This window comes from Streptomyces sp. NPDC015220 (assembly GCF_043079345.1).
Taxonomy (GTDB): domain Bacteria; phylum Actinomycetota; class Actinomycetes; order Streptomycetales; family Streptomycetaceae; genus Streptomyces.
Genome location: NZ_JBIBUK010000003.1, coordinates 350,127 through 369,066, shown reverse-complemented (window position 1 = coordinate 369,066; position 18,940 = coordinate 350,127). Strand labels below are relative to the sequence as shown.

Sequence of the window (18,940 nt, the reverse complement as noted above, 5' to 3'; positions counted from 1 at the left end):
GCAGCTCGGTTCAAGTGGCAGGAACCATTGGCCCGACCACATTCTCTTACACAGATCCTACAAAGGGACCAGGCTTTGGCCAGGGCTTTTCCCGTTTCGTCGCCGCCCGGCACGGCGGGACGGCGCCCCGCCGGGCACACCCGGACAGCGACCCGCCGGGCACGGCCGGACGGCGATCCGCCGGGGCGCCGACCGGCCGGGCGGTGACCCACCGCACCGCGCTCACCGGATTCGCCCCGGCCGGAGAACCGCGCCCCTCGGGCGGGCCTCGCTCAGTCGGTCTCGGCCGCGATCAGTTCCGCGATCTGCGCGGCGTTGAGGGCGGCGCCCTTGCGCAGGTTGTCGCCGCAGACGAAGAGTTCGAGCGCCGTGGGGTCGTCGAGCGCCCGCCGTACCCGGCCCACCCAGGTCGGGTCGGTGCCCACCACGTCGGCGGGCGTGGGGAACTCGCCCGTGGCCGGGTCGTCGCACAGCACCACACCGGGGGCGGTGGCGATGATCTCGCGCGCCCGGTCCACGGTGACCTCGCCCTCGAACCGGGCGTGCACGGTGAGGGAGTGTGTGGTGATCACGGGGACCCGTACGCAGGTCACCGCGACCGGCAGCCGGGACAGCCCGAGGATCTTGCGGGTCTCCTCCCGCACCCGCATCTCCTCCGACGACCAGCCCTCGTCGCACAGCGACCCGGCCCACGGCACCACGTTGAGCGCCACCGGGTCCGGGAACGGGCCCGTGCCGTCCCCCACGGCCCGCCGTACGTCGCCGGGGCTGGTGCCGAGTTCGGTGCCGGCCACCTGGGACAGTTGCCGGCGCAGCGTCTCCACACCCGCGCGCCCGGCGCCGCTCACCGCCTGGTACGAGGAGACGACCAGCTCGCGCAGCCCGAAGGCGGAGTGCAGCGCGCCCAGCGCCACGATCATGGTGAGGGTGGTGCAGTCGGGACTGGAGACGATCCCGCGGGGCCGGCGCCGCGCCGCGTGCGCGTTGACCTCGGGGACGACCAGCGGGACCTCGGGGTCGGTGCGGAAGGCCCCGGAGTCGTCGACGACGACCGCGCCCCTGGCCACCGCGACGGGCGCCCACTGCGCGGCGATCTCGTCGGGGACGGCGAACAGGGCGATGTCCACCCCGTCGAACGCCTCCTCCGCGAGCGCGAGGACCTCGACCTCCTCGCCGCGCACGGCCAGCTTGCGGCCGGCCGAGCGCGGTGAGGCGATCAGGCGGATGTCGCCCCAGACGTCCGCGCGCTGGGACAGGATCCGGAGCAGCACCGTGCCGACGGCCCCGGTCGCTCCCACGACCGCGAGCGTCGGTCGGGCGGTCATCGCGTCACGCCTCCGCGGCAGGGGGCGGCGGTCGCCCGCCGCCCGGTGACGGTCATCGCCCGGTGCCGCCGTAGACGACGGCCTCGTCGCTGTCGGAGTCGAGCCCGAAGGCGCTGTGCACGGCGCGGACGGCCTCCGCCACGTCGTCCTTGCGGGTGACGACCGAGATGCGGATCTCGGAGGTCGAGATGAGCTCGATGTTCACGCCGGCGTCCGACAGCGCGGTGAAGAAGTCCGCCGTGACGCCGGGGTTGGTCTTCATACCGGCGCCGACCAGCGAGATCTTGCCGATCTGGTCGTCGTAGCGCAGGGAGTCGAAGCCGATGCCGGAGCGGTTCTTCTCCAGCGCGTCGATGGCCTTGCGGCCCTCGGCCTTGGGCAGCGTGAAGGAGATGTCCGTCAGGCCGGTGGAGGCGGCGGACACGTTCTGCACGACCATGTCGATGTTGATCTCGGCATTGGCGATCGTACGGAAGATGGAGGCGGCCTCGCCCGGCTTGTCGGGCACGCCGACGACCGTGATCTTGGCCTCGGAGGTGTCGTGCGCGACACCGGAGATGATGGCCTGCTCCACCTGCTTGTCCCCTTGCTCGATCGGCTCGCTGCTGACCCACGTGCCCTGCAGCCCGCTGAAGGAGGAGCGGACGTGGATCGGGATGTTGTACCGCCGGGCGTACTCCACGCAGCGGTGGAGCAGCACCTTGGACCCGGACGCGGCCAGTTCGAGCATGTCCTCGAACGAGATCCAGTCGATCTTCCGGGCCTTCTTCACCACACGCGGGTCGGCGGTGAACACGCCGTCGACGTCGGTGTAGATCTCGCACACCTCGGCGTCGAGGGCGGCGGCGAGCGCCACCGCCGTGGTGTCGGAGCCGCCGCGGCCGAGCGTGGTGATGTCCTTCTTGTCCTGGCTGACGCCCTGGAAGCCGGCGACGATGGCGATGTTGCCCTCGTCCAGCGCGGTCCGGATGCGGCCCGGCGTGACATCGATGATCCGGGCTTTGTTGTGGACCGAGTCGGTGATGACACCTGCCTGGCTGCCGGTGAACGACTGGGCCTTGTGGCCCAGGTTCTTGATCGCCATGGCCAGCAGGGCCATGGAGATCCGCTCCCCGGCGGTCAGCAGCATGTCGAGCTCGCGCCCGGCAGGCATCGGGGAAACCTGCTCGGCGAGATCGATCAACTCGTCCGTCGTGTCGCCCATCGCGGAAACGACGACGACAACATCGTTGCCGTTCTTCTTCGCTTCCACGATTCGCTTGGCGACGCGCTTGATGCCCTCGGCATCGGCTACGGAGGAGCCTCCGTACTTCTGCACGACAAGGCCCACGTGCGCTCCTCGCTCAGTCCGTGTCCATCGCACATACACATATGCGGTGCGGTCGGCTCAGTCTATCGAGCGTCCGAAATCGCCCCTTCGCGATGTCGCATCGTGAGATGCCGGACGCCCGTTCCTCAGGACGGCTCATGCCCAGGCGGCGGAACGGCACTCGGAACGTGGGCGGCGTCACAGCGTCACCGGACGCCTCAGTTCGCCCCGTGCAGCCCCAGCGGCCCCGCGATCTCCTCCGCCATGACCTTGCCGGCCTCGAACTCCAGGGTCTCGTCGCCCATGCCCTGGTCGGTGTCCAGGCCGTCCAGCTCCGCCAGGGGCTGGTTGAGACGGACGTGGGCGACCAGGGACTGCAGGGCGCGCAGCGCCGCGGAGGCCGTGCCGCCCCAGTTGGAGAAGTAGGAGAACTGCCACCACCACAGGGCCTCGGTGGTGCGGCCGGCACGGTAGTGGGCCATGCCGTGGCGCAGGTCGGCGACGACGTCCGCCAGGTCGTCGGAGATCCGGGCCGGGACCGGCGCCCGGCGCGGCTCGTAGGGGTCGAAGACCTCGGAGTAGACGTCGATCGGCTCCAGCAGCCGGGCCAGGTTCTCGCGGAGGATGTCGACGTCCTGTTCGGGCCCGGAGTCGGGCTCGTACCGCTCGTCCGGGAGGATGTCCTCGTGCGCGCCGAGCCGGCCGCCGGCCAGCAGCAGCTGGGAGACCTCCAGCAGGAGGAAGGGCACCGCCGAGTCGGGCTCGTCACCCTTGGCGACCTCGGTCACCGCGACCAGGAAGCTCTCGACCTGATCGGCGATCTGGACCGCGAAGTCGTCCGGGTCGTGCCCGGCCGCGTGCAGCGTGGCGTCAGACATCTAGGAGTCGTCTCCCCTCGAAGGCTCGGCCGAGTGTGACCTCGTCCGCGTACTCCAGGTCGCCACCCACCGGGAGGCCGCTGGCCAGGCGGGTGACCTTCAGGCCCATGGGCTTGATCATGCGGGCGAGGTACGTCGCCGTCGCCTCGCCCTCGAGGTTCGGGTCCGTGGCCAGGATCAGCTCGGTGACCGTGCCGTCCGCCAGGCGGGCCAGCAGCTCCCGTATCCGCAGGTCGTCCGGGCCCACGCCCTCGATCGGGCTGATCGCGCCGCCGAGCACGTGGTAACGGCCGCGGAACTCGCGGGTGCGCTCGATGGCGACGACGTCCTTCGGCTCCTCGACCACGCAGATGACGGACAGGTCGCGGCGGCTGTCGCGGCAGATCCCGCACAGCTCCTCCTGCGCCACGTTGCCGCACGTCGCGCAGAAGCGGACCTTCGCCTTCACCTCCAGCAGGGCCTGGGCGAGCCGCCGCACGTCCGTCGGTTCCGCCTGCAGGATGTGGAAGGCGATCCGCTGCGCGCTCTTGGGACCGACGCCGGGCAGTCGCCCGAGCTCGTCGATGAGGTCCTGGACCACGCCTTCGTACACCGGATGGCCGTCCTTCCCGGGTGTCGCTTCGTGCTTCGGTACGTACGGTAGTTGCCCCGGGGCCCGCTAGAAAGGCAGCCCGGGGATGCCGCTGCCGCCGCCGAGTCCCTGGGCCAGCGGGCCGAGCTTCTGCTGCTGGAGGGTCTGGGCGTTCTCGTTGGCCGCCTGCACCGCGGCGACGATCAGATCGGCGAGGGTCTCGGTGTCCTCCGGGTCGACCGCCTTCGGGTCGATCTTCAGCGCGCGCAGCTCGCCGGCGCCGGTGACGGTGGCCTTCACCAGACCCCCGCCGGACTGCCCGTCGACCTCGGTCCGCGCCAGTTCCTCCTGGGCCCGCTGCAGGTCCTGCTGCATCTTCTGGGCCTGCTGGAGCAGCTGCTGCATGTTGGGCTGGCCACCACCGGGAATCACGATCGGCTCCTGCTTTCGTACGGCTGTCCGAGCGGGGGCCGTCTGGGAGATTCCCCGCTGGCACGAGCCTACGTGGTCCGGGCAGGCAGTGCCCCGCCACTCTTTCGAGTGAGCCACCCGTGCGTCCTCCCCTGGACACAGGCCCTCTTACGGGCGGAAAAGCGGTCCTTCCCGGATCTTCACCACCCATTGGGGGGTAGGAAGGGGTCCGGCACGGCGGCACGTGCCGCGCCAGCGCGTGCCGGCGTCACGGACCGTGATCAGTAGGGAGTGCCGTGGGACAGCCGGAGATGCAGCCCGAGCGTCCGCCTCGGGACGGGCGGGGCGACGGGGCGGCCGGGCTGCGGCCGGGTGATCTGACCGGGCGGCCGTTCCCGCTCGGCGACTGGGGCGAGCCCGCCCAGCGGCTGGACGACCTGTACCGGTGGGTGGAGCGGGGCGCGCTGCAGACCGCGGCCTGGTACCTGGCGGAGCGGGTGTGGAAGCGGCGGGGGGCGCGGGCGCTGCGGTGCGGGGCCGCGACGGGGGCGGTGGCCGGGGCGGCGCTGCCGCTGCTGGACCTGACCGGGGTGCTGGCCGGGGCCGCGCCGTGGGGGTATCTGGCGCTGCTGCTCTCCGTGGCCTGTGTCGGGACCGACCGGTACTTCGGGGTGACCTCGGGCTGGATGAGGGACGTGGCGACCGCGCAGGCGGTGCAGCGCCGGTTGCAGCTGCTCCAGTTCGACTGGGCCTCGGAGAACGTGCGGGAGGTCCTGGGGCCCGCCGAGGGCACGGCCGGCGAGGCCGCCGAGCGGTGTCTGACGGTGCTGCGGCGGTTCTCGGAGGACGTGACCGAGCTGGTGCGCACGGAGACCGCCGACTGGATGGTGGAGTTCCGCGTCGGGCCGGCGCCGATGGGCCTGCAGTCGGCCGTGCCGGGGAGCGGTCGGCCGGACGTCGGCGGCGCGCAGGGCCGGCTTCCGCTGCCGCCGGGGGGCGCGCGGCCCAACATGCCCCGGCAGCGCCCGCCCGAGCCCAGGTGAGGGGGCCGCCCCTCACGCGCAGAGCTTCATCCCCTCCGGGGTCCAGCACGGCACATGGCCGTGGGTGCGGATGACGTCCTGGCCGTTCCCGCGGGTGAGATAGGTGAGGAAGCTGGAGGCCAGGGAGTCCGCGGGCGGGCGGCCGTAGGTGTAGGCGTACTCGATCTCGCGGTACGGGTACGCGCTCGTGCCGTGCTCGATCGCGTCCACCGAGGCGCTCTCGCCGTCGAGGTCGAGCCGGTGGACGCCCTTCGTCCCGGACGCCAGGTTGAGCTCGCTGTAGCCGATCGCGCCCCTGGTCCCGGCCACCTGGGCCAGCACCTGGTCCGTCGAGTCGAGCTCGCAGCGGACCACCGGGGCCGTGACGTCGTCCTTGGCGACGCAGTCCACCGACGAGGCGGCGATCTCGCCCCGGCCGCCCAGGACCCGCCGCTGGAACACCTGCCGGGTGCCCGAGCCGGAGTCCCGGCTGACCAGGACGACCGGCAGGGCCGGGCCGCCCAGCCGCCGCCAGTCGGTGATCTCGCCCCGGTACAGGCGCCGTACGTCGGCCGTGGACAGGTTCCGCAGGGGCACGGCGTCATTGACGACCAGCGCGAACACCGACACCGCCACCCTGTTCTCCCGGAGCTGGGGCAGGCCGGCCGGCTTGGGGCCGTCCGACAGGGCGACGACCGCCGGGGAGCCCTTCCCGGCGCGGGCGCCGGCCGCCGCCAGCTCCCGGATACCGGCCGCCGAGCCGTGCGGGTCCACGGTGACCCGGGCGCCCTCGCAGTCCCGTTCGTACTTCCGCGCCGCCTCCCGCAGTACGGGCTCGAAGGCCGTCGAGCCGATCAGGGTGAGCCTGCCCCGCTCGCAGCCGACCGGGGGCGGGTCGTCGTCGCGCACGACGACGATCGCCGCCAGCGTCACCACGCACACCGTCAGCATGACCGTGATCGTGCGGGCGGCCCGGCTGAACAGGGGCGGCTTGTCGTCGGGGGCGGCGCTGCGGTTGGGGTGCACCTCCCCCTCCCGGATGCCGCCGGTCAGTCTTATCCCGCGGCCCACGTCCCCGCCGGACAGCAGGACCAGCAGCTTGAAGTGGTCGCCGCGGTTGAGCGGGACGCGCGGGATGTGCAGCCGGTTGCCCTCGTAGCCGAAGCCCCGGTCCGCGGTGAAGTGGTCCATGAGGTGGTCGGCGTCGGTCGGCTGGGTGACCGACACCCCGCGGATGGTGCGGTCGGTGAAGACGGCGGTCAGGCCGTGGCGTTCGGGGCCGGTGTAGTCGTCCCGGTCGATGCCCTGCGAGCCGTCGTTCTCTATGCGCAGCAGCACGAGCGTCGCGTCCGCCATGTCCGGGTTCTCGTCGAACAGGCCCAGGCGGCTGTTCGACCGGCCCGACCGGACGTCGTCGCCGATCGGGTTGTCCATCTGCACGCGGTACCCGAGCCGTTTGCGGCGCGGCACCCTGCGCTCGTACCAGAGCATCAGACCGGACGCGGCGATGCCGAGCACCGCCGTCCCCACGGCCACGACGTTCTCCGCGCTCAGCCATTCCATCCGGGTGCCCGCCCTTCCGGTTCCCCTGGCCGGATCGTGGGGGTCACCGTACGGCCGCGCGGACGGTCCTTCCGGTGCCGTCGGATGAAATCGAGCGGAAGTTCAACGGGCGGGTGGGAGAAGGGAGTCGGGGGCGCCGACGGTCAACGCCTGGTGTACGTCAGCTTGTCGCCGGTCGTGTGGTTCACGCGCTCGAGGCCGCCGTCCGGGAGGAGCGTGATCTCGGTGGCCGCGCCCGGGTTGCAGGACTCGCTGTCCCGGCCGACCGTGACGCTGGACGGTCCGATCTCCAACGGGCCGTCCGCTCCGGGGCTTCGGGTGAGCGCGGCCTCGAAGACGCAGTGGTAGGGGTCGCCGTCCAGGTTGGTGCCGTCGGCGACGAGCGTGAGCACCGTGTCGCCGACCTCGCCCTGGCTGATGGTGAGCCGGCGGGGGTTGGCGCCGTACTTGTTGTCGATGTTGCCCAGCCAGGTGCCGAGGTAGCCGGCCGGGATCACGCCGTCCGCCGGGGACGACGCGTCCGGGGACGAGGCCGCCGGTTCGGGGCCGGCGCCGGTGGAGTCGCCGGGACCGGTCGTGGCGGACGTGGTGACGCTCGGCACGGGGCCGGGGCCGCTGCCCTTGTCGTCGCCGCCGGCGCCCCGCATCAGGGCGTACACCGAGCCGCCCGCGGCGAGCGCGACGACGAGTGCCACAGCGATCAGCGCCGCCGTGGAACGGCCGCCCCGGCGCGGCGCGTACGGCGGGAGGGGGCCCGGGCCGTACGGCGGGGTGACGTCGGGCGGCGGCGGCCCGTAGGGCGGGGTCGCGCCGGGGCCGCCGCCGTACCAGGGGTGCGCCGCCGCGCCGGGCGGCCCGGCCCAGCCGCCGCCCGGCCGCGGCGGTCCGGCGGGGGCGGCGGGACGGGGGTGCTCCTGCGGGTAGCCGTGGGCCGGGTGGGCGGGCGCCGGGCCCGGCGGGGGCGTCTGGCCCGCGACCAGGGTGGGCAGGTGGTCGACCGGCGTGTGCCCGGCACCGCCCGGCTGCCCGGGAGGCGGCGGGGTGGAGCCGGGGGCGAAAGCGGACACGTCGGCCGGAGCGTGCTCGGGGGAGGGCGGGGGCGTACCGCCCGCGGCGGGGACGCCGGGGGCGGCCGGAGGCATCGCCGGGACCCGCGGCCCCGCGTCGCAGGCTACGGCCGCCTCGGGGGCTCCCGGGGTGGCCGCGGAGGGACCCGGGGTCGCCCCGGGGACCCCGGGGACGGCCGCGGAGGCACCCGGGGCAGCCGCGGGTTGCCCGGCGGGGGGCTCGGGGGACCCGGCGGGCCCCCGGCCCTCGGCGGTGGCCGCCCCGTCCGGGCCGGTCGTGGGCGAACCGGACGGAGCGAACGGAGCGAACGGAGCGGCGGAACCGGCCGCGGGCTGATCCGCGGGGGTCCCCCGCACCGCGAACCCGGCCGCGGGCTGTTCCCCCGGGGCCTCTCGCATCTCGGACCCGGCCGCGGGCTGATCCGCGGGGGTCTCCCGCATCTCGGACCCGGCCGCGGGCGCCCCGGGCGGGGGCGCCGGCGCCGCCGGCGGCTTCCGGATCGGGTCTGCGGCACCCGCCGTCGCGGCCGCGGCCCACTCCCCCGCCCCCGGCGCCTCGTGCTCCTCCTCCGGGTTCTCCACGTCCAGCAGCCGGACCGCGTGCCGTCCGAGCTGGGCGACCAGGGCGCCGGGCAGCCACGGGTCGCGGAAGCGGCCGTCGGCCACCGTGTCCTCGGCGCCCGTGAGCCGGATGATCCGGTCCAGGTCGGGCCGGGCCGCCGGGTCCTTGCGCAGACAGTCGCGGACCAGGTCGGCGATGCCCTCGGGCAGCGCCGACAGATCGGGTTCGTCCTCGGCGATGCGGTACATCAGCGCGTGCGCACCGCTGTCGGCACCGCCGAAGGGCAGCGTGCCGGTCGCCGCGTAGGCGAGCACCGAGCCGAGGCAGAAGACGTCGCAGGCGGGCGTGACCCGTTCGCCGCGCACCTGCTCGGGCGCCATGAAGCCGGGCGAGCCGACCAGCGCGCCGGTCCGGGTGAGCCCGCCGTCCGTGACGGTCTCCAGCGCCCGCGCGATGCCGAAGTCGATGACCCGCGGGCCGTCGATCGTGACCAGCACGTTGGAGGGCTTGAGGTCGCGGTGGACGAGCCCGGCCGCGTGGATGTCCTTGAGCGCGCCGGCCAGCCCGGCGGCGAGGATGCGCACCGAACGCTCCGGCAGCGCGCCGTGGTCGTGCCCGACGACCTGCCGGAGACTGGGTCCGGCGACGTACCCGGTGGCCACCCACGGAACGGCGGCCTCGGTGTCCGCGTCCAGCACCGGCGCCGTCCAGTGCCCGCCGACCCGCCGCGCGGCCCGCACCTCCTGGCGGAACCGCGCCCGGAACTCCTCCTGTTGCGCCAGTTCCCGCCGCACCAGCTTCACCGCGACCGTCCGTCCGCGGTCCGACCGGGCCAGGTACACCTGCCCCATGCCGCCGGCCCCGAGCCGCGTCAGCAGCCGGTAGGCGCCCATGCTCCCGCGGAGCCGAACGCCCGGGGACGCCTCCGGTGAATCACCGGGCCCCAGCTTCTCCATGGCCGAAACCGCCTCCCCCGATATCCCCCGATACGCCCCTGTACGACAGGTCAGGATAGTGCGGCGACCGGGAGCCACGGAGCGGCCCGCTGTCTACGGTTCCGTAACGGCGCACCCCGACAGGATGTCGCGGAAACCACGCGTCGGCAGACAGGACGCCCATGCCGTGTCCGCCGCCCGGCCGCCTAGGCTCGCGGTATGACCCCTCAGCCCTCTCGGCCGCCCCAGCCGAACCCCGAGGCCGGCGCCGCCGTCAAGGCCGCCGACCGTGCGCACGTGTTCCACTCCTGGTCCGCGCAGGAGCTCATCGACCCGCCGGCGGTGGCCGGCGCCGAAGGGTCGTACTTCTGGGACTACGACGGCAGGCGCTACCTGGACTTCACCAGCGGGCTCGTCTTCACCAACATCGGCTACCAGCACCCCAAGGTGGTCGCCGCGATCCAGGAACAGGCCGCGACCATGGCCACGTTCGCGCCGGCGTTCGCCGTCGAGGCGCGCTCGGAGGCGGCACGGCTGATCGCGGAGCGGACGCCCGGCGACCTGGACAAGATCTTCTTCACCAACGGCGGCGCCGACGCCGTCGAACACGCGGTCCGGATGGCGCGGCTGCACACCGGGCGGCCCAAGGTGCTGTCGGCGTACCGCTCCTACCACGGCGGCACCCAGCAGGCCGTCAACATCACCGGCGACCCCCGGCGCTGGGCATCCGACGGCGGCGCGGCCGGCGTCGTCCACTTCTGGACGCCGTTCCTCTACCGCTCCCGCTTCTACGCCGAGACCGAGGAGCAGGAGTGCGCGCGGGCGCTGGAGCACCTGGAGACGACGATCGTCTTCGAGGGTCCCGCCACGATCGCGGCGGTCATCCTGGAGACCGTGCCGGGGACGGCCGGGATCATGGTGCCGCCGCCCGGCTACCTCGCCGGAGTGCGGGAGATCTGCGACAAGTACGGGATCGTCTTCATCCTGGACGAGGTCATGGCCGGGTTCGGGCGGACCGGTGAGTGGTTCGCGGCGGACCTGTTCGGCGTCGTACCGGACCTGATGACCTTCGCCAAGGGCGTGAACTCCGGGTACGTGCCGCTCGGCGGGGTCGCGATCTCCGGGGCGATCGCGGAGACGTTCGGCAAGCGGGCGTACCCCGGCGGACTGACGTACTCCGGGCACCCGCTGGCGTGCGCCGCCGCCGTCGCGACGATCAACGTGATGGCCGAGGAGGGCATCGTCGAGCAGACCGCCCGGCTCGGCGCCGAGGTCGTGGGGCCGGCCCTGCGCGAGCTGGCCGAACGGCACCCGAGCGTCGGCGAGGTGCGCGGTGTCGGCATGTTCTGGGCCCTGGAACTGGTGCGGGACCGCGAGACCCGTGAGCCGCTGGTGCCCTACAACGCGGCCGGCGAGGCGAACGCCCCCATGGCGGCGTTCGGCGCCGCCGCCAAGGCGCACGGCCTGTGGCCCTTCATCAACATGAACCGCACGCACGTCGTCCCGCCGTGCAACGCGAGCGAGGCCGAGCTGAAGGAGGGCCTGGCGGCCCTCGACGCGGCGCTGTCGGTGGCCGACGAGCACACGGCGTAGCCCGGGCGGCCCGGCGGGCGCCGGTGTCTGAACGCGTAAGGTGGCGTGCTCGTAGACAAACGTACGAGCACGCCACTCGCGCGCGTAAGGGAGACGCTCCGACCATGCCCGGCACCAGCGGCCCCGGCGCCGTGACGCGCAGCACCCTGCGCCAGCAGATCGCGGACGCGCTCCGGGACGAGGTGCTGGCCGGGCGGCTGCAACCGGGCCAGGAGTTCACGGTCAAGGAGATCGCCGAGCAGTACGGGGTCTCGGCGACGCCCGTGCGGGAGGCGCTGGTGGACCTGTCCGCGCAGGGCCTGCTGGAGGCCGACCAGCACCGCGGCTTCCACGTGCAGCAGTGCTCGCCGGCCGACTTCCGGGAGATGATCGAGGCCCGCGGCCTGGTCACCGACGGCATGTTCCGCGCCCTGGCCGAACGGGCCGGGTCGGTCGGCGCGGCAGCCGGGGCCGGTACCGCGGCGGTACCCGACGGAGCCGGCCCCGCCGCCGGGAGGGCGGCCCCGCACGCCCCGCTGTACCCGTGGACGGCCGCGACCCTCGCCGGGGTACGGCGGCGCGGCGAGGAGGCCCAGCGCGCGGCCACCGCGGGCGACCTGACCGTGTTGATCGGCTACGACCTGCGGTTCTGGCGGGAACTCAGCGCCCTGTTCGGCAACGCCTACCTCGCCGACTTCCTGCACCGGCTGCGCGTGCAGTCCTGGGTGTACGCGGTGCAGCACCTGCGCGGCCTCGGCGATCTGCGCGGCCTGCTGTGGTCCGGCCACACCGAACTCGTCGACGCCCTGGCTCAGCGCGACATACCGACCGCCCGCGCGATCATCGCCGCCCACCACGCGCACTCCCTGGGTCTGGCCGACCGGCCGGCCGGCGCGTGAACGCGGCCGCCGCGCGACGGCGAACGGCCGCGCGAGACCGGGTCCGAACGAGCCAGTCGCGCGCCGGGGGACGTGGACCGGCGGGGTATGGGTATGGGACCTGCACGGGGGGAGCCGACGCACGGTCCACCGACTACTCTCTACTCTCCCCCGGACACTCCTCCGGCCACCGCGCCCGGCCACCCGGCCCGCGGTCCGCGACCCACCGCCCGACCCACCGAACGCACTCCACTCCGCCTACGCGAGGAGCCCTCCTTGGCCTGTGACCTGTGGCTGGTACCGCTCGTCGACGTGTTGTGCCACACCCCCGACAATCCGTTCGCCGAGGAACTCGCTCAGTACAACAAGGCGCTCGCCGAGCACGGGCTCCCCCCGGTCCCGGTGTACCAGTACATGCCGGGCCTGTCCGGGGACGTCGCGCCGGTGGCCGGCTTCGACTACGACGCGCTGCACTTCCTGCGCCGCGCCCACCTCCTCCAGCTCTGCGGTCTGCCGCTCACCCCCGTCGACGAACTCGGCGGCGACTACGAGCAGTTGCTGGAGATGTTCGAGTCGACGGCCCAGCAGTCGCACCTGGTCTGGCACTACGACCACGCGGGCGCCTACGTCCCCCTGGACTTCCCGCACCCCCTGTCCAACGACGAACTCCTGGCGAGCGGCGGCCCGCTGGGCTCCTCCCACGGGCTGCTGCGCGAGCTGGAGCACGTCGCCCCGGCCATCGGCATCGACCCGGCCAACCCGCCGGCTCCCCCGGCGCCCCCGGCCGCCCCCACCGAACTGGAGCAGCCGGCCGCCCCCGCCCCCTACGACCCCAGCCCCTTCGCCCGCGAGCGCCACGTCTGGCTGGGCCTGCACGCGGCGGCGACCCGGAGCCTGGCGCAGGGATCGATGATCGTCTTCAGCTGACGGCTCCCGGCACGGGCCGGGCGCCGGGCGGCCCGTGAGCGGCCTCCCGGGGGATCACCGCGGCCGTCGGGGAACGCGGTCGTCGCGCGGCGGCCGGCGGGGAACGCGGCCGACGTACGGCGGCCGGCGGCCGGGAGGACGCCCCGGCGGCCCGGACGGCCGCCGATCGCCGGAGACCGGCGGTACAGCCGAACGGCGGCCGACGCGCGAGGGCGACGGCCGCCGCGGGAAGCGGGACGGACCGGTGTTCCGGCGGACCGGTGTGCCGGCGGACCGGGAAGCCGGGGCCCCCGGTCCACCCGGCAGGTCCGGAGTCCTGGGTCCTGACGTCGGACTCCCGCCCGCCTCCTGGCGGGCGACGGAAGTTCGACGACAGGGCCCGACCGGTGCCGCGACGAGCAGCGGCACTACGGCACTACGGCACTACGGCACTAGATGAACGAGTTGATCTCGATCGTCTCGTCGCGGCCCGGGCCGACGCCGATCGCGGAGATCGGGGCGCCGGACATCTCCTCCAGGGCCTTGACGTAGGCCTGGGCGTTCTTCGGCAGGTCGGCGAAGGTCTTGGCCTTGGTGATGTCCTCCTGCCAGCCGGGCAGGTACTCGTAGACCGGCTTGGCGTGGTGGAAGTCGGTCTGGGAGTACGGGAGCTCCTCGACGCGCTTGCCGTCGATCTCGTAGGCGACGCAGACCGGGATCTGCTCCCAGCCGGTGAGGACGTCCAGCTTGGTGAGGAAGAAGTCGGTGAGGCCGTTGACGCGGGTGGCGTAGCGGGCGATCACCGCGTCGAACCAGCCGCAGCGGCGGTCGCGGCCGGTGGTCACGCCCCGCTCGCCGCCGATCCGGCGCAGCGCCTCGCCGTCCTCGTCGAACAGCTCGGTCGGGAACGGACCGGAGCCCACGCGGGTCGTGTAGGCCTTGAGGATGCCGATGACCCGGCTGATCTTCGTCGGGCCGACGCCGGAACCCGTGCAGGCGCCGCCCGCCGTCGGGTTCGAGGAGGTCACGAAGGGGTACGTGCCGTGGTCGATGTCCAGCAGCGTGCCCTGGCCGCCCTCGAAGAGGACCACCTTGTCGTCCTCCAGCGCCTGGTTGAGGACCAGCACCGTGTCGGCGACGTAGGGCTTGAGCTGTTCGGCGTAGCCCAGCAGTTCCTCGACCACCTGGCCGGCGGCGATCGCGCGGCGGTTGTAGAGCTTGGTCAGGATCTGGTTCTTGGCCTCGAGGGCCGCCTCGACCTTCTGGGTCAGGATCGACTCGTCGTACAGGTCCTGGACCCGGATGCCGACGCGGTTGATCTTGTCCGCGTAGGTCGGGCCGATGCCGCGCCCGGTGGTGCCGATCTTGCGCTTGCCGAGGAAGCGTTCCGTCACCTTGTCGACGGTGACGTTGTACGGCGTGATGATGTGAGCGTTTCCGCTGATCAGGAGCTTCGACGTGTCGACGCCGCGCTCGTTCAGACCGCTCAGCTCGGAGAGCAGGACCGACGGGTCGACGACGACGCCGTTGCCGATGACGGGCGTACAACCGGGAGACAGGATTCCGGAGGGGAGGAGGTGCAGTGCATACTTCTGGTCGCCGACGACGACCGTGTGGCCGGCGTTGTTGCCGCCCTGGTAACGCACCACATAGTCCACGGAGCCGCCGAGCAGGTCGGTGGCCTTTCCCTTGCCCTCGTCACCCCACTGAGCACCGAGCAGCACAAGTGCGGGCACGCGCGTACACCCCTTCCGGGCGGGGCATGTCCAGGGTCAGGGGCGTACGCGGGTTCACCGCCGCGTGCACCGCGCGACCGTCGTTGGCCGCACAACCGTCGGACCGGATGCCCCGGAATAGACGAAGCCCCTGGCGCAATAGCGCAAGGGGCTCTTGCACAAAGATGCTACCCGAGGAAGCGAGGCAGGACCGAGGTGGCGACATATCCGACGTCCGATCAGCTGCTGGTGGTCGTCGACCCGGCCGCCCGGCGGACGGACGGGGAGTCCGTACGGATCGCGAAAGACGTGCTCAGCGCGGGTGCGGCCACCAAGGTGTGCCTGCCGGACGGGCCGGACGAATTCGCCCGAGCGCTCGCCCGTCGCGGGTCCCGGCGGCCGGTGGTGGTCGGTGACGACCGGGCGCTGATGCGGGCGGTGACCGTACTGCACCGGCGGCGCGAACTGGCCGGATGCGTGCTGTCGGCGGTGCCGGTCGGGGGTGTGGTGTCCCTGGCCCGGTCGCTGGGTGTGCCGACCGGGCCGGTGGCGGCGGCCCGGGCGGTGCTGGACGGCGCCGAACGGCGTCTCGACCTGCTCGTCGACGACAGCGACGGGGTGGTGCTGGGGGCGCTGCGCATCCCGCCGCTCGTCCCCCGGCAGGCCGCCGTGGAGGAGCCGCCGGTCGGCGCGGGCGCGGGCCGCGACTGGCTGCGGACCTGCCAGTCCCTGGTGCGGACCCTGGTGGCCCGCCCGCCCCGGGCGGTGGCCGTCGCCGGACCCGGGCCCTCGCGGCTGCGGGTGGAGGTCGACGGGGTGACGGTGGTGGACCTGGACCAGCCGGTGGAGGCGGTGTCGGTCGCGCCGGGCGACTCGGGGCTGGCCGAGGTGGAGGTGCGGCCGCTGTCGGGACCCGGCGCGGAGGCCACCCCGCTGCTGGCCCGGGGCCGCACGGTGACGGTCACGGGGGAGGACTTCCGCTACCGGGCGGACGCGGTGGTGTCGGGGCCGGTGCGCAGACGGACCTGGACGGTGCGGGAGGGGGCGTGGGGGCTGGTGGTGCCGGTACCGGGCTGAGGCCGGCGGCCTCCGGCGGACACGCGGACCAGGCCCACCCCGCCGGGCGTGCGATCAGCCACGCGTTCGTTGTCGGATCGTGATCATCTGAAAAGCTGATCGCGATGCGCCCGCCAGCGCTCCATCATCAGAGCGGGTTCGTCGTCGATGAACTCGCTTCGCCGTCGGTCACGGCCGGCAGGCCGCCCCGGTCGGCAGCGGTGGGCGTCCTGACGACGCCGGCGGCGGGGCTGGTGGCGGCGGGCCTGGCCGGGTCGCGACGGCGGGACGTGGCGTCCTGAACGCCCCGGCCGGCGCGCCGTTCGAGTTCCGCGGTGCCGAGCTCGGCTCCCGGCCGTTACGGCGACGACGGCCTGCCGCGCACCGCGGCGACGGACGGGGTCGTGCGCGTCTTACAAGGCCGTGCGGCGTCGGACGGGGTCGTAAGGGGTCGTACTGCGCCGGACGGAGCCCCACGGGGCCGTGCGGGGTCCTACGGGGCCGTGCGGGGTCCTACGGGGCCGTGCGGGGTCCTACGGGGTCGCCGGGCGGTGATCACCCCGTCTCCACGCTCAGCCCCTCCAGCCCGCGGATCACGAAGTTCGGCTTGCGTTCGGGCTCCGCCGCCAGGCGCAGGGCCGGTGCCCGCTCCAGCAGAGCCGCCATGGAGGCCGCCAGCTCGATCCGGGCCAGCGGGGCGCCGATGCAGTAGTGGATGCCCGCGCTGAAGGAGATGTGGGGGTTGTCCCGGCGCGTGAGGTCCAGTCGGCCGGGGTCGGCGAAGACGCCGGGGTCGTGGTTGGCCGAGCCGAAGAGCATGGCGATCTCCGCGCCCCTCGGGATCGTCGTGCCGTCGATCTCGATCTCGTCCAGCACCCACCGTTCGAAGAGCTGGAGCGGAGTGTCGTAGCGCATCAGCTCCTCGACGGCCGACGGGATCAGCGAGTGGTCCGCGCGCAGCGCCGCCAGTTGGTCCGGGTTGCGGAACAGCGCCCACCAGCCGTTGACCGTCGCGTTCACCGTCGCCTCGTGGCCGGCGTTGAGGAGCAGCACGGCCGTGGAGATCATCTCCTGCTCGGTCAGCCGGTCACCCTCGTCGTGCGCCGCGATCAGACCGGAGATCAGGTCCTCGCCGGGGTCCGCGCGACGGGCCGCGATGAGTTCGCGGAGGTAGTCGGAGAATTCCACCGACGCCCGCACCGCCCGCGCCGCGGTCTCCTCGGACGGATTCAGCTCGTACATCCCGCAGATGTCCGCCGACCAGGGCCGCAGCCGGTCCCGGTCCGGCCCGGGGATGCCCAGCATCTCGGCGATCACCGCCACCGGCAGCGGTTCCGCGACGTCCGCCAGCAGGTCGCCGCCGCCCGCCTCCACCAGTGCGGCGACCAGTTCGTTCGCCAGTCCGTGCACGTACGGCCTCAGCCGCTCCACCGTCCGCGGGGTGAACGCCTTCGACACCAGGCGCCGGATGCGGGTGTGGTCCGGCGGCTCCAGGTCGAGCATCCCGTGGTCGTTGAGGACGTGGAACGGCTCGTGCGCGGGCACAGGCGGCGTGCGCCCGAAGTCCTCGTGCGTGAACCGGTGCTGATAGGTCCGGCCGAGCCGCCGGTCCCGCAGCAGCGCCGAGACGTCCGCGTGGTGCGGGACCAGCCACTGGTCGGTGGGCTCGTAGTAGAGCACGCGTCCCCGGGCGCGCAGTTCGGCGTAGGCGGGGTAGGGGTCGGCGACGAACGCCGGGTCCCAGGGGTCGAACGCGAGGTCCGCGGGAGCTGCCATGTCCGGACGCTAGCCCGCCCTCCCCCGTCTGACCAGGGGGTGCCCAGGACCGTACCTCTCAGGTCCCGCGTGCGGGTACGACGGAGAAGCCGGGCACCGGCCGCGGGAGCCCCGCGGCACCCGTGGCGGCCCTGCCGGTCCGCGCGGCACCCATGGCACGCCGCCCACTCACGTGCGGCTCCGAGGCGCCCTGCTCGCCCGCATGCAGCACCCCGAGGCGTCCTCCGAGCGGCACCCGTGGCCACCCTGCCCGTCCCGCGCCGACGGCCCGGACCGGGCGGCGGCCGCTCACCACGCCAGCTGTGCGATCTCCTCCGCCACCACCGCGCACGCGTCGGCGGCCGGGTCGATCAGCGGGAAGTGGCCGACCTCCTCCAGCAGGGTCAGGCCCACCACCTCGCCCGCCTTCGCCGCCGCGTCCGTGTACGCCTCCGCCACCTCCTGCGGCACGACCACGTCCGCACGCCCCTGCACCACCGTCGTCGCGATGCCGGTCGGCAGCAGCAGGGCCGGGTCGGCATAGGCCCGGCGTATGGAGAACTCGTCCGGGCCGCCCAGCAGTTGCAGCGCGGCGCCACCGCACACGTCCAGCTTCCCGGCGACCGCGAAGTCGGCGATCGGGGCCAGGGCGACCACGCCGCGCAGCGGGGCGGGGCGGTCCGCGCGCCAGGGCGCGTCGGCGGGCAGGACGTGCCGGGCGGCCGCCCACAGGGCCAGATGGCCGCCCGCCGAGTGGCCGGTGAGCACCGTGCGGCGCACGTCGGCCCGCGGCAGCGCCCGCGCGACGAGCGCCGGCAGCGCGTCGAGCGCGGCGGCCACGTCGTCGAACGTCTCCGGCCAACGGCCCGCGACCGGTGTCTCCGGCTCGCCGTCCGGAGCGGCGGAGCCGCGCCGGTACTCGACATTGGCCACGGCGAAGCCCCGCCGGGCGAGGAAGCCCGCGAAGGGGCTGACGTGCCGGCGGTCGTACGGCGCCCGCCAGGCGCCGCCGTGCAGCACCACCACCAGCGGGGCGGAGGCGTCCGCCGGGGAGCCGGACCCGCGCGGGGCGTAGAAGTCGATCACCTGGTCCGGGTGTTCGCCGTACGCGGCCGTGGCGTCGGGTGCGACGGGCGCGTGCGCGAAGAGGGACTCCTCCTCCGCGACGGCACGCGCGGCCGCGTCCCGCCCGGCGGTGTTCTCCGGTGCTGCGGCATCGCGGGGTACGGCGGCGTCCGGCATGCTCCAACCTTCCAGCGGCGAAACAGGATCGGCGAACCAGGAGTCGGACTCGGCGTGGGTTCGGCCGTTGGCCGGGACGGTATCAGGCGGGTGACGTGCGTCGACACGCGCGTGTCACGCTCGGTGAGGGGCGCCGGGCCGGAGTGGGGGCGCGGTCCCCGGCACGGCTCCGC

Annotated in this window: 15 protein-coding genes; 5 read left to right on the top strand and 10 right to left on the bottom strand. The window is 73.8% G+C overall.

The features are described 5' to 3' along the window. Positions 1-272 precede the first annotated feature (272 nt). The 5 genes from ACF061_RS10765 to ACF061_RS10745 all read right to left on the bottom strand — a co-directional run bounded on the left by ACF061_RS10765 (position 273) and on the right by ACF061_RS10745 (position 4,515). The gene (locus tag ACF061_RS10765) at positions 273-1,325 is read right to left on the bottom strand and encodes an aspartate-semialdehyde dehydrogenase (protein WP_392266481.1); all 1,053 of its coding nucleotides are present in this window, start codon (positions 1,323-1,325) and stop codon (positions 273-275) included. Positions 1,326-1,377: 52 nt separating this feature from the next. After that, positions 1,378-2,655: an aspartate kinase gene (locus ACF061_RS10760; protein WP_392266480.1), complete on the bottom strand. Its 1,278-nt coding sequence runs from the start codon at positions 2,653-2,655 to the stop codon at positions 1,378-1,380. Between the two features lie 197 nt (positions 2,656-2,852). Then, on the bottom strand, positions 2,853-3,512 hold the full coding sequence (locus ACF061_RS10755; protein WP_392266479.1) for a DUF5063 domain-containing protein: 660 nt from the start codon (positions 3,510-3,512) through the stop codon (positions 2,853-2,855). Continuing rightward, positions 3,505-4,104, bottom strand: a complete 600-nt coding sequence (recR, locus tag ACF061_RS10750) for a recombination mediator RecR (protein ID WP_392266478.1) — start codon at positions 4,102-4,104, stop codon at positions 3,505-3,507. Before recR ends, ACF061_RS10755 begins: the two co-directional genes overlap by 8 nt. Before the next feature lie 66 nt (positions 4,105-4,170). Then, positions 4,171-4,515 carry a YbaB/EbfC family nucleoid-associated protein gene (locus tag ACF061_RS10745; RefSeq protein WP_392266477.1) on the bottom strand — a complete coding sequence of 115 codons (345 nt, stop codon included), beginning with the start codon at positions 4,513-4,515 and terminating at the stop codon, positions 4,171-4,173. A gap of 275 nt (positions 4,516-4,790) precedes the next feature. On the opposite strand from ACF061_RS10745, the gene ACF061_RS10740 reads away from it, so the two are divergent. Beyond that, entirely contained in the window at positions 4,791-5,537 is a 747-nt protein-coding gene (locus ACF061_RS10740; protein WP_392266476.1) for an SLATT domain-containing protein, read from the top strand. A gap of 12 nt (positions 5,538-5,549) precedes the next feature. Here ACF061_RS10740 and ACF061_RS10735 read toward each other — a convergent pair whose 3' ends face one another. Together ACF061_RS10735 and ACF061_RS10730 are read right to left on the bottom strand one after the other, a co-directional pair. Then, positions 5,550-7,079, bottom strand: a complete 1,530-nt coding sequence (locus ACF061_RS10735; RefSeq protein ID WP_392266475.1) for a substrate-binding domain-containing protein — start codon at positions 7,077-7,079, stop codon at positions 5,550-5,552. Between the two features lie 143 nt (positions 7,080-7,222). Further along, positions 7,223-9,664, bottom strand: a complete 2,442-nt coding sequence (locus ACF061_RS10730; protein ID WP_392266474.1) for a protein kinase — start codon at positions 9,662-9,664, stop codon at positions 7,223-7,225. A 198-nt stretch (positions 9,665-9,862) separates the two neighbouring features. On the opposite strand from ACF061_RS10730, the gene ACF061_RS10725 reads away from it, so the two are divergent. From ACF061_RS10725 to ACF061_RS10715, 3 genes are all read left to right on the top strand, one after another. Beyond that, complete coding sequence (locus ACF061_RS10725) at positions 9,863-11,236, top strand: aspartate aminotransferase family protein (protein WP_392266473.1); 1,374 nt, start codon at positions 9,863-9,865, stop codon at positions 11,234-11,236. A gap of 104 nt (positions 11,237-11,340) precedes the next feature. Beyond that, on the top strand, positions 11,341-12,114 hold the full coding sequence (locus ACF061_RS10720; RefSeq protein WP_392266472.1) for a GntR family transcriptional regulator: 774 nt from the start codon (positions 11,341-11,343) through the stop codon (positions 12,112-12,114). Positions 12,115-12,369: 255 nt separating this feature from the next. Next, positions 12,370-13,020 carry a hypothetical protein gene (locus tag ACF061_RS10715; RefSeq protein WP_392266471.1) on the top strand — a complete coding sequence of 217 codons (651 nt, stop codon included), beginning with the start codon at positions 12,370-12,372 and terminating at the stop codon, positions 13,018-13,020. 431 nt (positions 13,021-13,451) lie between these two features. Here ACF061_RS10715 and ACF061_RS10710 read toward each other — a convergent pair whose 3' ends face one another. Next, entirely contained in the window at positions 13,452-14,735 is a 1,284-nt protein-coding gene (locus ACF061_RS10710; RefSeq protein WP_392266470.1) for an adenylosuccinate synthase, read from the bottom strand. A 195-nt stretch (positions 14,736-14,930) separates the two neighbouring features. On the opposite strand from ACF061_RS10710, the gene ACF061_RS10705 reads away from it, so the two are divergent. After that, positions 14,931-15,791, top strand: a complete 861-nt coding sequence (locus ACF061_RS10705) for a diacylglycerol kinase family protein (RefSeq protein ID WP_392266469.1) — start codon at positions 14,931-14,933, stop codon at positions 15,789-15,791. A 534-nt stretch (positions 15,792-16,325) separates the two neighbouring features. On the opposite strand, the gene ACF061_RS10700 is transcribed toward ACF061_RS10705, so the two are convergent. Next, positions 16,326-17,546, bottom strand: coding sequence for a cytochrome P450 (locus ACF061_RS10700; protein WP_392266468.1), 1,221 nt, complete (start codon positions 17,544-17,546; stop codon positions 16,326-16,328). A 288-nt stretch (positions 17,547-17,834) separates the two neighbouring features. Beyond that, complete coding sequence (locus ACF061_RS10695; protein WP_392266467.1) at positions 17,835-18,767, bottom strand: alpha/beta hydrolase family protein; 933 nt, start codon at positions 18,765-18,767, stop codon at positions 17,835-17,837. Between the last annotated feature and the right edge of the window lie 173 nt (positions 18,768-18,940).

Bases quoted from the DNA above. Each gene is read 5' to 3' on its own strand.
- ACF061_RS10765 (WP_392266481.1), bottom strand. From the start codon at position 1,325: ATGACCGCCCGACCGACGCTCGCGGTCGTGGGAGCGACCGGGGCCGTC.
- ACF061_RS10755 (WP_392266479.1), bottom strand. From the start codon at position 3,512: ATGTCTGACGCCACGCTGCACGCGGCCGGGCACGACCCGGACGACTTC.
- ACF061_RS10735 (WP_392266475.1), bottom strand. From the start codon at position 7,079: ATGGAATGGCTGAGCGCGGAGAACGTCGTGGCCGTGGGGACGGCGGTG.
- ACF061_RS10730 (WP_392266474.1), bottom strand. From the start codon at position 9,664: ATGGAGAAGCTGGGGCCCGGTGATTCACCGGAGGCGTCCCCGGGCGTT.
- ACF061_RS10725 (WP_392266473.1), top strand. From the start codon at position 9,863: ATGACCCCTCAGCCCTCTCGGCCGCCCCAGCCGAACCCCGAGGCCGGC.
- ACF061_RS10720 (WP_392266472.1), top strand. From the start codon at position 11,341: ATGCCCGGCACCAGCGGCCCCGGCGCCGTGACGCGCAGCACCCTGCGC.
- ACF061_RS10700 (WP_392266468.1), bottom strand. From the start codon at position 17,546: ATGGCAGCTCCCGCGGACCTCGCGTTCGACCCCTGGGACCCGGCGTTC.
- ACF061_RS10695 (WP_392266467.1), bottom strand. From the start codon at position 18,767: ATGCCGGACGCCGCCGTACCCCGCGATGCCGCAGCACCGGAGAACACC.